The sequence below is a fragment of the Mediterraneibacter flintii genome, assembly GCF_055387595.1.
In genome coordinates, this window is sequence record NZ_AP031405.1 from 3,478,585 (window position 1) to 3,493,193 (window position 14,609).

12 protein-coding genes and 1 other annotated feature are annotated in these 14,609 nt (G+C 40.2%); of the genes, 3 read left to right on the forward strand and 9 right to left on the reverse strand.

Annotated elements, in window-relative coordinates:
• Positions 1-184 precede the first annotated feature (184 nt).
• From ACZ5C4_RS16620 to ACZ5C4_RS16635, 4 genes are all read right to left on the reverse strand, one after another.
• The gene (locus ACZ5C4_RS16620; RefSeq protein WP_464521951.1) at positions 185-1,882 is read right to left on the reverse strand and encodes a carbon starvation CstA family protein; all 1,698 of its coding nucleotides are present in this window, start codon (positions 1,880-1,882) and stop codon (positions 185-187) included.
• A gap of 101 nt (positions 1,883-1,983) precedes the next feature.
• Positions 1,984-2,230: a binding site (T-box leader), on the reverse strand.
• A 110-nt stretch (positions 2,231-2,340) separates the two neighbouring features.
• The gene (locus ACZ5C4_RS16625) at positions 2,341-3,195 is read right to left on the reverse strand and encodes a FadR/GntR family transcriptional regulator (protein ID WP_464521952.1); all 855 of its coding nucleotides are present in this window, start codon (positions 3,193-3,195) and stop codon (positions 2,341-2,343) included.
• Between the two features lie 64 nt (positions 3,196-3,259).
• Complete coding sequence (locus tag ACZ5C4_RS16630) at positions 3,260-4,687, reverse strand: Na+/H+ antiporter NhaC family protein (protein ID WP_464521953.1); 1,428 nt, start codon at positions 4,685-4,687, stop codon at positions 3,260-3,262.
• Positions 4,688-4,709: 22 nt separating this feature from the next.
• Positions 4,710-5,897: a mandelate racemase/muconate lactonizing enzyme family protein gene (locus ACZ5C4_RS16635; RefSeq protein WP_464521954.1), complete on the reverse strand. Its 1,188-nt coding sequence runs from the start codon at positions 5,895-5,897 to the stop codon at positions 4,710-4,712.
• Positions 5,898-6,149: 252 nt separating this feature from the next.
• On the opposite strand from ACZ5C4_RS16635, the gene nhaC reads away from it, so the two are divergent.
• Entirely contained in the window at positions 6,150-7,577 is a 1,428-nt protein-coding gene (gene nhaC / locus ACZ5C4_RS16640) for a Na+/H+ antiporter NhaC (protein ID WP_464521955.1), read from the forward strand.
• A 33-nt stretch (positions 7,578-7,610) separates the two neighbouring features.
• Here the strand turns inward: nhaC and ACZ5C4_RS16645 are convergent, their stop codons facing one another.
• The 5 genes from ACZ5C4_RS16645 to ACZ5C4_RS16665 form a co-directional block, all read right to left on the reverse strand.
• Entirely contained in the window at positions 7,611-8,402 is a 792-nt protein-coding gene (locus tag ACZ5C4_RS16645; RefSeq protein ID WP_464521956.1) for an ABC transporter ATP-binding protein, read from the reverse strand.
• Positions 8,396-9,304 (reverse strand): ABC transporter permease, encoded by a 909-nt coding sequence (locus tag ACZ5C4_RS16650; RefSeq protein WP_464521957.1) that lies wholly within the window; start codon positions 9,302-9,304, stop codon positions 8,396-8,398. Before ACZ5C4_RS16650 ends, ACZ5C4_RS16645 begins: the two co-directional genes overlap by 7 nt.
• A 4-nt stretch (positions 9,305-9,308) precedes the next feature.
• On the reverse strand, positions 9,309-10,253 hold the full coding sequence (locus tag ACZ5C4_RS16655; protein ID WP_464521958.1) for an L-lactate dehydrogenase: 945 nt from the start codon (positions 10,251-10,253) through the stop codon (positions 9,309-9,311).
• A gap of 77 nt (positions 10,254-10,330) precedes the next feature.
• Entirely contained in the window at positions 10,331-11,368 is a 1,038-nt protein-coding gene (locus ACZ5C4_RS16660) for an ABC transporter substrate binding protein (RefSeq protein WP_464521959.1), read from the reverse strand.
• A 655-nt stretch (positions 11,369-12,023) separates the two neighbouring features.
• A complete protein-coding gene (locus ACZ5C4_RS16665) occupies positions 12,024-12,632 on the reverse strand; it encodes a class I SAM-dependent methyltransferase (RefSeq protein ID WP_464521960.1) in 609 nt (202 codons plus the stop codon).
• Between the two features lie 185 nt (positions 12,633-12,817).
• Here ACZ5C4_RS16665 and ACZ5C4_RS16670 point away from each other — a divergent pair, with 185 nt between their 5' ends.
• Complete coding sequence (locus ACZ5C4_RS16670) at positions 12,818-13,891, forward strand: sensor histidine kinase (protein WP_464521961.1); 1,074 nt, start codon at positions 12,818-12,820, stop codon at positions 13,889-13,891.
• A complete protein-coding gene (locus tag ACZ5C4_RS16675; RefSeq protein WP_464521962.1) occupies positions 13,881-14,591 on the forward strand; it encodes a response regulator in 711 nt (236 codons plus the stop codon). The genes ACZ5C4_RS16670 and ACZ5C4_RS16675 overlap by 11 nt, the downstream gene beginning before the upstream one ends.
• The last annotated feature ends 18 nt before the right edge of the window (positions 14,592-14,609 follow it).

Below are 14,609 nucleotides of genomic sequence, written 5' to 3' on the forward strand. Positions count from 1 at the left end.
TAGCCAAAAAAAGACCGGTACAAATACTGTAGCGGTCTTTCTTTAATGCCTCTGTTATTTATTTTACCATCTTTTCTGACAGGAAGTAAGTTGTTTTCTTATATTCTGCCTAATTTCGTCATTTCTTGCCAATACATATATACCGCGTTTTGCACAGTATGCACAAAACACGGTATCAATGTTCTTAGGCTGCCGCCTTATCTGTTTTTTCTGACAGCTTCTTAATTCCTTGAAGTGCGACAATCACTCCGAGAATCAGAAGCAGAATCGCAAAGATCAACTGCAATGTATTGCCCAGATCCAGCTTACCTGCAATAAACTGTCCGCCCAGACTGTAGATTGTCATTCCAAGTGCGGTAAACGTTACTGCCATCATAAATACCATAGGAAGCCAGAGCATAACACCCTGCCGTTTTGTTTTCTTTAAGAATACAGCACACGCTACCAAGGCGAGTACGGACAACAACTGGTTTGCAGAACCAAACAGCGGCCATATCTTCTGGTATCCGACTTTTGCCAGCAGGTATGCCAGAACCAGTGTAATGACAGTCGCAAAGTATTTGTTCGTCATAAGCTTCAAGAATGGGCTCATGTTCTTCTCATCTACATCATCATCCAGCCAAAATTCCTGGAAAGAAAGTCTTCCAACTCGCGCAACAGAGTCTAAAGACGTAAGGGCAAACGCTGATACTGCCAAATTAATCAATGTAAATACAAGGCTGTACGGCAATCCGACTGCTGTCAGGAAGTTAGCGATCGCTCCTGCAAAAATCTGCGGCTGTGTTGTCAGCCCCTGCTCGGCTGCTTCGCCGGCAGCAAAGGAAGCAACTGCGATCAGCGCAATAACAGCAAGCATACTCTCCATCAGCATTGCTCCAAAGGATACTGGAAGCATATTCTTTTCATTCTTGATCTGCTTAGAAGCAGTCCCGGAAGACACCAATGAATGGAATCCAGATACTGCTCCACAGGCTATCGTTACAAACAGAATCGGGAACAGATACTGTCCGTCTACGTTAAAGCTGGTAAATGCCTCCAGATTACATTGCGGATTGGATACAAATACACCTACAATCGCTGCTACAATCATAAAGATTAACAGATAACTGTTCAAATAATCACGCGGCTGAAGCAGCGCCCATACCGGCACGACAGAAGCAATTAATATATAAATAAAAATGATAATATGCCATGTGCCCTGGCTTACATAGATTGGGAATTTTAAGCCAAGCGCTACTGCCACTACAAGCAGAATGATCGCGATCGCTGTATTCACCCATTTATTCAGCTTTCCATATTTCAACAGCATACCAAGCGCTACTGCTTCTACGATAAAAATCATAGAAGTAGTCGCAACTGCTCCATTTGCCGTAATGGTTCCAAGCACTTTTCCCGTCTCTGTATCCACAGAAAATCCATTGAATGTGCCTGCCACAACATCTGCGAAAGCAGCCACAACCAGGATACAGAACAACCAGCAGAATAACAGGAACAGCTTCTTTCCTGTCTTTCCAATATACTCTTCGATAATATAACCGATTGTACGTCCCTTATTCTTTACAGAGGCGTACATCGCCGCGAAGTCCTGCACAGCTCCAAAGAATACCCCTCCGATTAAGATCCAGAGAAGTACGGGAAGCCATCCGAAAATCGCTGCCTGGATTGGCCCGTTAATTGGGCCTGCACCTGCAATAGAGGCAAACTGATGACCAAATACAACATTTGTATCTGCCGGAACATAGTCAACACCGTCCTCCATCTCATATGCCGGTGTCTTGGCATTTGGATCAATACCCCATTTGTTCTGAAGATACCGCCCGTATATCAGATATGCTCCGATAAGCACTACAAGGGCGATCACCATCATAAGTATTCCACTCATTTCTTCATCCTTCTTTCTTTCGTTTATTCCACACAGTCAATGCATATTTACCGCTTAGGTCATATGGCAAAACAAAAACCTCTGTAACTCCCTTGAGGAATTACAGAGGCGAAATCCAATTCCGCGGTACCACTCTGTCTGCCATAATTACTTTTATAGCCACTCACCTGCTGTCGTTCTAATAACAGCATCTCTTTTAACGGTGAGAAACCGTCCCTTCTTACTCTAATTACGTTCAGAGGGATGCTCCTGGGGGATGCCTCATAAACCTCTCACACCGTTTTCCACCTTCCAACGGCTCTCTGTACTGAAAATATCTATGCCGCGTGTCCCATTCACTGCATTTTGCGTGTTCCTTGTTTACTTTATCACTTCACCTTAAAAAATTCAATATGATTTTTATATTTTTTTAATTTTTTTTATTATTTTTTTATGGCAATTATTTTATATTTTTCCGATTATGATGAAATTTCTAAAACAGACATATATGCTTTTCGTGCTCTATCCTTATCTTTCTCGATAATTGCTCTGTAAATTATTACATGATTGTCATCCTCGTTACTTCTTTCATTATATATACGTTGCTTCAATTCTTTAATTAGATGCAACTTTATCAAATTTTCAATAATTAAAAATATTTCGTAATAGATTCTATTATGTCCGCATAGACAAATCTGCCTATGAAAAGCCATATCCATATTTATAAGTTTTTTAAAATCAGAACTGTTGAAATCTTTATCTTTTTTCATTAAATAATTCTTTTTTGCTTCAAGGTACTCTTCCAGTCTTTTTTTCAAGACTATTTTGTCTTCTGGCTGTGCTTTTTCAATTGCGTTCATACAGGACTCAACTTCAATCAATTTACGCAATCCTAAAACTTCATTCATATTTATATTTGTAAAAATAACATCTCCAAATTCTTTAAAAAAATCAGAAATAGAAAACTCTTTTACATAGGTTCCGCTTCCAACACGCGTTTCTAAAATTCCGCCAGCATTTAACTTCTGCAAAGCCATTCGTATTGTCAAGCGGTTGCATCCAAACATTTCTGCAAGCTCTGCTTCACTGGGTAATTTATCTCCTGGCTGCAATGTTCCATTTGTAATCATGGTTTTCAACTTCATAAAAACCTGCTCAACCATAGATATTTTCTCGACTTTTTCAATATCATTCTCTTTTATCATCATCTTCACCGCTTTCCAATCTATCGCTGTCTTGATTATATCAGACCCCCCTTTGTAAATCAACGTGTACTTCACTTCTGCTTCTATAGTTAATCTATAAGCTTTCACCCGCACAAAAAAGTCAGGCAAAAAACAATTTCCTTCTTTTGCCTAACTTTTTAAACAACACAGGAATCATTTTACTTGAATCCTCTTATATTTCCGTTCTTTTCTTCTCCCATCCAAACTTAATAAATGACGTTATAACCGCAATAATGCAACATCCATATGAGAGAATTGCATACGGTGCAAATTTGAGGATTGGTACTCCCGTAACTTCCGAAATATACAGCCCTGTTGTCGTCCATGGAATTACCATCATAATAATCGTTCCAACAGAACCCGATACTGCCGCTGCATTTGAAATATCCCAGCCGTTCTGTTCATATTTTTCTCCTAACAATTCCACTGGCAACAATAGTGTCAGATATGAATTTGATGTGCTTGCTGCAGTTATAATTCCTACCAAGCATGTACTGACTGCAAGCCCGACTGTATTTTTAATTTTTCCAAACAACGTTGTTACTATAACATCCAAACTTCCAATTTTAACCATGATTCCCGCATATCCCAATGCAAGAAAAAGAGTAACAAAAACACTGGCAAAAGAAAGCATTCCGCCTCTTTCTACTAGCGTAACCACAATTGGATTTACAGTGCTAGAATCAATTCCAAGTGTTGATAAAGAAAATCCTTCGTGGACTACCATAAGACCGTCTGCCAGGCTAAATCCATTTACAAATACTCCAACAACAAGTGCAATAAGCCCGCTACTGAATAGAACTGGTAAAATAGGTTTTTTCATAACAGCAAGAATAAGCAGAAATACAAATGGCAAAAGACTAAATATGCTAATATGAAATACCTCTTTCATACTAGAAACAATCACATCGATCTCGTCTAATGAAGTATTAGACGCATGCGACGTAAAACCTACAATTAAATATACGATAATACTAATAATAACTGTGGGTATAACAAAATAAGCAGAACGTTTTGCCATATCCATAGGTTGCTTCTTTCCTAGTACTGCCGTTAGGTTTACCATATCTGCCATAGGTGAAAGTATTTGCCCTACATGTGAGCCACATCCCACGGCAGCAGCCAGAGCCGGCATATTCACTCCAAGAGTCAGACCAAGTCCAATCATAACCACTCCCAGGGTGCCTGCCGTTCCCCAACCTGTTCCAATAATCATGGATAAAATTGCACATAAAATAAATGTCAGAACAATCACATAATCTGGATTTATCACTTTTACCATGTATGTTATTAGTGTAGGAATCGTGCCTGAAAACATCCAAGCGGCAACTAAAAACCCAACTCCCAGAAGAATAAAAAAGATGTCAAGAATACTGGTTACCTTTTCGCTCATAGCATCTTTAATATCATCCCAACTATAACCACAGCGCCAAGCTATAATAGATACATAGCCTATACTTAACGCCAATGGCGCTCCAATCCCAATTCCTCCAAAGAAATTTCCAATTAACACGACGATAATTAAAAACAGCAGAGAAGAAAATGCTTCTATTTTATTTGGCTTTCTTTTTACTTTTGTACTTTTTTCTTCTTCAATCACTTTCATCCCTCCTTAAGCTATTCTACTTAACAATTATTTTATCGCTTCTTTCGATTGCTGCCGGTGAATATTCATTTCCCAACCCTGGCACTTCAGGTATCCTATAATATCCATTTTCCGGTTGATAATCATGTACGCATAATTCAATATTGTAGTCTCTGCAATTGATATTATGGTGTTCATGGATGACAAAATTAGGAATTACACATTCCAATTGTAATGAAGCCGCTGTCAAAAGAGGACTTCCGCATATATGTATCTGCACACCTACATCGTATGTATACGCCATGTCACATATTTTCTTTCCTTCTGTAATTCCTCCGCAGCTTCCTAAATCCGGCTGAATTACGCTGACAGAACCGTCTTCAAACACCTGAGAGAATTGCCATCTTGAATAGAGTCTTTCTCCATGTGCAATTGGAATACGAACGGCTTCTGATACCTTTTTAATAATTGGTCTAAACGCTGTATTCGGTTCTTCAAAATACATAATTCTATATTTCTCTGCCATTCTTCCAATTTGTATAGCAGAATTTGTATCTGTATATGCATGGTTTTCAATAATTAAGTCTATATCCGGTCCAATGGCTTCTCGAACTGCACTTATTCGTGCTTCAAGCATATTCATCTTTTGGGGATCCAGGAACTGTACATTATCTAAAGCAAAGTTAAACCTAGACCCATCTTCTTTATATGTAAAAAAATCTATTTTTATACAATCATATCCATCATCCACTGCTGCTTTACAGGATGCGACTAACTGCTCAATTTTGTATTGCTCTCCGAATTCTTTTCCCCACCCTTGATGTAGTTGACTTGCATAGCAACGAAGTTTATCACGTTTTTTCCCACCTAATAGTTTATACACAGGAACATTGAAATATTTTCCTTTTATATCCCAAAGTGCCATATCAATAGCACTAATTGCTCCAAAGATAATTGGACCTCCATTTTGCCCCCAATAGTAATCTCTATATAACTTATCCCAGATCACCTCATTATCCAAAGGATCCATTCCAATTAAAACCTCTCCATAATCTTTCATCATGTGAAGTACTGCCTGTGAAGCTTTTCCCCATGCCAGAGCCGCTTCTCCGTCACCATAAATCCCCTCATCTGTGTAGATTCTGCATCCAATTGGATTCCATCCACCTGGATCAGTAAGATTTAGACAGTTAAAACGCATTACTTCAATTTTTGTAATTTTCATATATCGTTCCCCTTTCTGTTAACCTGTTCGCTAGGTTGCTATCTAGTAGTATAAATGTAATATATAGTTATGTCAATCATTTTTATTCACAAATCAACCTTTTATTTTTAGTGCAAATTGCACTATTTTTCAACTTTTTTCTTGTTTTAATTGACATTTTCACACCGTAAAGATAATATATTACCATATAATTTGTTCGTTAAGTAAACAAATTTAACTTTGTAATAATTGTTTGTGAAAGAGAGGTATATTATGTCGATAAATAAAAAGTCCCCATCTTTTATTCAATCTGCTATTGCTCTATTTATTACGGCAGCGATACTATCTACTGGTGTTTTTATGGGAATTAATATATCTGCATTATTAATTCTCAATCTAGTTATTCTCTCATGGTATTCTATTATAAATGGATTTTCTTCTGATACTATTGGTGATGCTATTATCTACGGTATTAAACGTTCTGTTCCGGCAGTTATTATTTTAATGTCAATGGGTGTCTTAATTTCTACATGGATTATGTCAGGAACCGTTCCCATGATTGTTTATTATGGTCTTTCTGTTATTACACCTTCTCTGATTGTTCCTATGACATTTCTCTTATGTGCTGCTATTTCTATCCTTACAGGCTCTTCCTGGGGAACCGCCGGTACAATCGGCGTCGCGTGCATAGCTATGGGAGACAGTATGGGACTTTCTCTTCCATTGTTAGCTGGCGCAGCTATATCCGGCGTTGTACTGGGTGATAAGCTTTCTCCCATTTCTGATTCAACTATTCTGACAGCCAGTATGAATGAAATTAATTTATACCATCACGTCCGTTCAATGGCGTATACCTCTCTTCCTGCAATCATAGTAAGCTTTGTTGTTTTTCTTATTCTGGGATATAGTCATGCTTCGCTTTCAAAGCCTGCTACTACTATAGATTTAGTTCAAAAAACTCTCGCAGAACAATTTCATTTCAATATCATTCTGCTACTCCCTATCCTTTCTATCATCGTTATGAGCATTAAAAAAATGCCTGCTCTAATAACAATACTAACTTCTGCTATTATAGCGGCACTTCTGGCACTTTTTGTACAAGAAATACAATTCAATGATATTTTAAATGCATTTTATAACGGTTACATCTCTGACACTGGTGTCCAAACAGTAGATACTATGTTGACAAAAGGCGGCATTACTTCTATGTTTTCTGTGACTAGTGTATCAATACTTGCATTGGGAATAGGAGGAATACTTGACAAAACAGAATATTTACGTACCGTAGTTGATACTTTCGCACACAAAATTACTTCCGCACGAAAACTTGTTTTTGCAAATCTAATCATAGGCATCCTGATTGTTATGCTAATTCCTAATTTCTATGTTTCTATCTTCCTAACCGGTTCTATTTTTCAGTCTCTTTACGACAGAAATGGCATTCACCGCTGCGTATTATCACGTACAATAGAAACTGCCAATACAATTACTCTGCCTCTGATCCCTTGGAATGCAAGTTGTGCTTATTATATAAGTTTATTCGGGCTTACCGGTATGTCCTTTGCTCCTTATACAGTTTTTGTATATGTAGACATCATTGTTTCTTTAATATATATTGCGAATAAATGGTTTATTTTCAAAAGAGACACCGATGGTTCCCCAATCTGGAGCAGGTTAAATAATAATAAACAGATTTCTTAATGTCTTGTTGTCCTAAATAGGCAGGATGCCTTCTTAATGAAGTAGCATCCTGTCATTTGCCAGTTTCTTCCTGCTGTTTTTTTCATAACATTCCATCAGCTTTTCCACTGTCATTTCTTCTCTTTCTTTCCCGGAAATATCGAAAATAATCTGTCCCTCATCCATCATTACCGTACGATTTCCAAGCCGCAGCGCCGCCTGTATATCGTGGGTAATCATCATCGTCGTAATTTTATCCTTTTGAATCATATCCTCTGTAATCCTTAAGACCTTCTCCGCAGTAGCAGGATCCAGAGCTGCCGTATGTTCATCTAAAAGAAGAAGCTTCGGCTGTGCAATAGTTGCCATCAGAAGCGAGACCGCCTGTCTCTGTCCTCCGGATAACTGTCCTACTTTTGTTCTCATTCTGTCTTCCAGCCCCAGCTCCAGTTTTTTTATCAGATCTCTGAAATATTCCTTATCCCTTTTATTTACCGCGAAGAAGCTCCTTCCTGCTTTTCGCGTATAGGCGAGCGCCAGATTTTCCTCTATCGTCATGTTGGGAGCAGTTCCTCTCATGGTATCCTGAAAGAGTCTCCCTATATCAAAGGCACGTTTATATTCTTTCATAGAAGTAATATTTCTGCCGTCTAATTGAATCACACCGCTGTCTATGAGAAATGCTCCTCCGATCGCATTAAATAATGTAGACTTTCCTGCTCCGTTTGAACCTATAACCGTCACAAATTCCCCCGCATCCAGATGAAGCTCAATACCGTTTAACGCCTTCTTTTCATTTGGTGTTCCCGAATAAAATGTTTTCCTGACTTCTCTTAATTCTAGCATCGCTTGCTCCTTTCTCTTTTTTGTGTCTGACGAAGCTGTACCCATGATTTTACTGCGGGGAGCGAAAGAGCAATCACGACAATCACTGCAGAAATCAGCTTCAGTCCATAGGACGGAAATAGCTCCACCTTCAAGGCAAGCGCAATAAATATACGGTAGATTACAGAGCCTGCCACAGCAGAGATAAATCCTGCCGTCACACCGCGTCTGCCGAAAATTGTCTCCCCAATGATAACGGAGGCAAGACCCACAACTACCATTCCAGTTCCATAGCCCACGTCAAAGAAAGACATAGACTGCCCAATGATTCCACCGGATAAAGCAACACAGGCATTTCCCAGAGCAAGCCCTGCTAGCTTGCAGGCGTCTGCATTGATAGAGGAAGCCCGTACCATATCCTCATTGTCTCCTGTCGCACGAATTGCCACCCCTTTTCTAGTCTTAAAAAATACAGCGAGAGCTGCAATCCCAACAGCACAAAACATAAATGGGACAATTGCTTTTACATATTCTGACATAAGTCCTGTTTTTTCCTCAAAAATACGAAACACAGAAATTGCAGACGCAGAAGAAACATTGGACTTACCGCCTGTAATCATCAGATTTACAGTATACAGACCATTCATTGTCAAAATTCCCGCTAAAATCGGATGTATCTTTACTTTTGTCTGTAAAAATCCGGTCACACAGCCCGCCAGGGCTCCTGCCGCCAGAGCCGCTGCCAAAGACAAAACCGGATGTCCCGCCGCCGTCAATACAATAGAGACCGCCATACCAAGTCCAAAGCTCCCATCTGTTGTCAGATCCGGCGTATTTAGAATACGAAAGGTGATGTATATTCCCAGCGCAAGCAGCCCATATCCAAACCCTTCCTGTAAAGAACTGATAAATAACAATGACATGTTGTCAACCCTCCTTATCTGCCTTTTTCACGTAAGAACGGATCACCTCACAGGAATGTACAAATGCTTCCTGTTCCTGCCTTGTAAGGTGTAATTCCACAATCTCCTCCACACCATTCTTACCGATTACAGCGGGTACCCCCGCCATGATTCCGCACTGTCCATATTCTCCCTCCAAATAAGCAGAAACCGGAAGAATCTTTTTCTCGTCAAAGAGCACTGCTTTGCATATTTCTGCCAGCGCTGCCCCAATGCCAAATTCTGTAGAACCTTTTCCTATTATAATCTCCATACCAAGCTGATGCGTCCGTTCAAGCAGGGTCTTTTCCGACACTTCTTCATATCTTTTTGGATTTTCCTCGAGCCATTTTGAAAGCGGTTTTCCCATCAATGTAATGCTGGAAAAAGGGATCATGGAAGAGTCCCCATGCTCCCCCATTGCAACACATTGGATGGAGGACGGCGCTACCCTCGTCATTTTATGAAGCGTCAGGCGAAGTCGCGCCGTATCCAACGCCGTTCCCGTACCAAAAATACGATTCTTAGGAATTCCAAGCTTTTTTCTTGCATAGTTCACAACGACGTCACAGGGATTCGTAATAGACACGAAAATTCCTGAAAAAGAAGTCTCTTTTAGCTTTTCTGTCACTTCTTCCATGCGTGCAATGCTATCCTCCATCATGTCCAGCCGCGTCTGCCCTGGTTTACGAGGCACACCGATCGCATTGACAAGAATCTGTGCATCATCACAATCCGTATAGCTTCCTTCCCTGACAACCGTCATACTGTTCATAAATACTGTCGCGTCAGATACATCCTTTGCCTGCGCATCTGCCTTCCCTTCTATTTTATCAATCAATACAATTTCCCGACAAATTCCAAGAGCCGCCAGATTCAACGCACATAGAGAACCCACATGCCCTGCCCCAAGTATTACAATTTTGCTCATCTTTTACACCCCGTCTCAACCTAGAATCTATTTACAAATTTCTTTCAAGCTGCCTTTTGTTCCCGTACCTGTTCCTTCTATTCGCCAATCAGTTGAAATTCTGTCTCTTTTTCTGCCGGAATCTCAATCCCTAATTTCTTCGCTTCACTGACATTCAGCATCTTTGCGTATTCGGCTACTTGCTCCACAGGTGTATCTGCAATTTCTGCTCCATTTATGATCCGTTCAATCATCTCACCCGTCTGTACTCCCAACACATCATAGTCTATGCCTACCGTAGCGAATCCGCCGTCATTTACCATAGAGTCCGCGCCGCAGTATACCGGAATTCCCGCCTTATCTGCCACTTCTACATATGCCGCCATTGCAGATGCCACTGTATTGTCATTCGGCGTAAAGAACGCATCTACCTCTCCCGCCAGAGAGGAAGCCGCCTGCGCCACATCCGCTGTCCCGGTTATAGTCGCCTCTTTATATTTCAAACCATGTTCATCGCAATACTCTCTCGCCCGTTCAATTCCAGTCACAGAATTGATCTCACTCGTATTGTATACAAAGCCAAAAGTCTTGGCATCTGGAGTCAGTTCCTGTGCCAGCTCGAATATATCCTCAATGGCAATCGCATTGGAGACTCCTGTGATATTTTTGTCTGTTTTGTTAAAATCTTCTACCAGGCCTGCCTCCACTGGGGTACTTACCGCAGAAAATACAATCGGTATATCGCTCGTTGCCGCTGCCGCCGCCTGTGCTGTAGGTGTAGCAATCGGCACAAGCATATCACAGCCATCCTGGAGCAGCCCTTTTATAATTGTAGGGAGCATCGTCTGATCGCCGGAAGCATTTTTTTCTACGATTTCCACTTTTCCTTCCTCCACTAACGGCTGCAGTGTTTCTTGTATCTTTTTATTAATCTGATTTAAAGAAGGATGAGCCATGTGCTGAATAATCCCTACTTTATACACCTCCGTATTTCCATCCGCCTTTGACTCTGATGCTTTCTGGCATCCCGCAAGCATTGTCAGAGCAAGCGCCGCCGCGGTACCGCAGCTTACTGCCCTCTTTATAATACCTCTGCCTACTTTGTATCCTGTGTTTGTGTTGTTTGTTGTTTTCATGTTGTTGTCCTCCTCTTTCTTTTTCTGTCTTCTTTTCTGCATGTGAAGAGACACTCTGACCGGCAAGACTTTGCGCGCCGCCGCAATACCGCAAAGCGATAAAATTTCCTTATTGCGGCGTGAGCATACTGCCCGAAGGGCTTTTATATCATAGGTCAGTCCGAAGGACTTTCCTATGATATAAAAAAGTCCTTATTTTCGCCAATAACGAAAATAAGGACAAGTCATCAAAATATACCTGCGGTACCACCTTAATTAATCCCATGAGGGATCCACTCTTCAGCAATGCAATCACATCACCTGTCTTTAACGCAGACATTACGTCTTGGATACTTGGTTTTCACCTTTCCCCTCGCCCTCTGCAGCCCATGTATAAGAACACTACCTGCCGGTTTCCACCATCCCGGCTCTCTGTACGGGTTTTTTCCTATACCTTCTCTGCATCTGCGGTTTTCATTTTAATATAGGTCATATTATAGGAGCATGATTTTCATTTGTCAATACTTTCTATCTATAAAACCAGGTAAAACTACGAATACCCGCATAAATACCAGAGCTATCAACAAAACAGATAAAAGAAAAAGAAGCAATTTGCAATGAAATTAAAGAACATTTTAATTTTTACTGGGTTTATTTGCGGCAATTAGTTTCTCTCTTACTTTTGAGCAACCAAGCAAATCCACCCTTTATCATTTTTGTCCGTTTTTATTTGTACAAACCCTGCTTTTTTCAAAGCATATTTTATCTGTTCAGAAGTATAAATTTTCATTCCTTTTATAATCTCTGTCCATTTTTTATCTTTGTCATTTTCACCACTGGACTCATTACAAATCATAAAAATACCATCTTTTTTTAGAACTCTATATATCTGCCTAAAACTTTGATCAATATCCGCCCAAAAATATATTGTTTCAAAAGCAGTTGCTAAGTTAAAGGTCTCATTCTCAAAAGGGAGTTCTAATACATTACCTTGAAAAATTTTACAACGATTTCTTTCTATTGCCGATTTATTAATTTTTATCGACTTTTTTACACTAATCTCTGAATAATCAATTCCGATAACTTTACCTTTTGGACTTTTTTTTAACATTTTTCTTATATTTGAGCCGCCACCGCATCCAACATCTAATGATATGGCATTATCTTGAATTCTTATATGCGTAAATCCCCAGTTTGCCAAAGAAGAGTGACCTACATTCATCATATTAACCATAACGTTTCCACCAAATCCTTTTGGTTTACAAGTATTCTGAAAAAAAGACATGTTGTACCTCCTTATACCGATTTAATTAGTTGATTCTAACTCATTTTATCATTATCATAATATTAGTACAATAGAATTTGGGAGCCTGTATTCGAAAATACAAAAAGGCATCTCAATAAGTGTTGTAAATCTGTGTACTTTTTCCTATAATGGGAACAAAAGAACGAATCAGGAGTAAAGTTTCCATGAAAAAAAAGCTTTTAAGAGATCTTGCAGCAACTTTTCTTTTACTCAGCCTGGCTACTGCATTTGCCTTTCTGTTTTTCCACTTTGGCCATAAGAATTCAGCTAATATTGCCTTGTTTTATATACTGGCATTGATTTTGATTTCCCTTTACACAGATGGTTATATATACGGGATTGCCGCTGCTCTGTTCGGGGTCGTCGCCGTCAATTATTTTTTCTCGTACCCTTATTTTAAACTTAATTTTACGTTGGATGGTTATCCAGTCACCTTTATTGGCATGTTAGCAATCTCTCTGATAACCAGTGCCATCACTTCCTCCATGAAACGACAGAAACACCTGATTGCGGAACGGGAACGAAAGCTGATGGACGCCGATAAGGAAAAGCTGCGCGCAAATCTCCTCCGCGCAGTGTCCCATGATCTGCGTACCCCACTCACCAGCATTATCGGTTCTTCCTCTTCTTATCTCGAAAATTACAGTGACTTGTCTGAATCGGAACGAACAGAGCTGGTTTCCAATATCAAGGAGGATTCCGAATGGTTGCTGAATATGGTGGAAAATCTACTGACAGTCACGCGCATCTCTGGGAATACCGGAAAAGTCAAAAAATCGCTCGAAGTTGTAGAAGAGGTTGTCTCTGAGGCAATTTTACGACTCCAGAAGCGTCATCCGGATATGAAAGTCAAAGTGACCATGCCCAATGACTTCCTTATGCTTCCTTTGGATGCCACCTTAATCGAGCAGGTTTTAATCAATCTTCTGGAAAACTCTTTTATTCATTCTGGAAGTAAGGAACCCTCCGATTTAATCATCATAGAAGACCCTGAATCGGTCACATTTATTATTCGGGATTATGGAATTGGACTGGATGAAAAACAACTGCCGTTTATATTTGAAGGGCAGTATTCTTCTGATTCTTCCGACGGTCACAAAGGAATCGGAATCGGGCTTTCCATCTGCAAAACAATCGTACAGGCACATGATGGGGTCATCACTGCCGCGAATCACAGCCGTGGTGCAGAATTCTCATTTACACTGCCTAAAGATAAGGAGGAAAACTATGCCGCATAAATTTTCAGTTCTGATTATTGAAGACGAAAAAAATATACAGACTTTTATGGGGAAAATATTAAAACGCCACGACTATCGTGTTTTCTGTGCAGACAACGGGCGGGACGGACTAGAGCTTATCCGTTCACAGTGTCCTGATATTATTCTGCTCGATCTGGGACTCCCTGATATAAGTGGAAATGCGATCATCCAAGAAGTACGTACCTGGACTAGTACTCCTATCATTGTCATTTCCGCCCGCAATGCAGAACGTGAGAAAGTAACCGCCCTCGATCAAGGGGCAGATGATTATATCACCAAGCCCTTTGGTACTTCCGAGCTTCTGGCGCGTATACGTGCTTCCCTCCGCCACAGCAACCGGATGAATACAGACAACCCTCTTTATATACGTCCTTACCGCCATAAGGGGATGATTCTGGACTTTACACGCAGGCTCCTTACCGTCAATGAGTCTATCGTGCATTTGACGCCAATCGAATATAAAATCGTCTCTTATCTGGCACAAAATTCCGGAAAGGTCATCACATATGCTTCTATTTTATCGAATGTCTGGGGGCCTTTTGCAGATGATGACAATAAAATTCTTCGTGTTAATATGGCAAATATCCGGAGGAAAATTGAATCTGATCCTGCACAGCCGGAATATATTTTTACAGAAGTAGGCGTCGGATACCGGATGGCAGAGGATGAAGAAGAATAGCTTAAACCTGTTAAAATA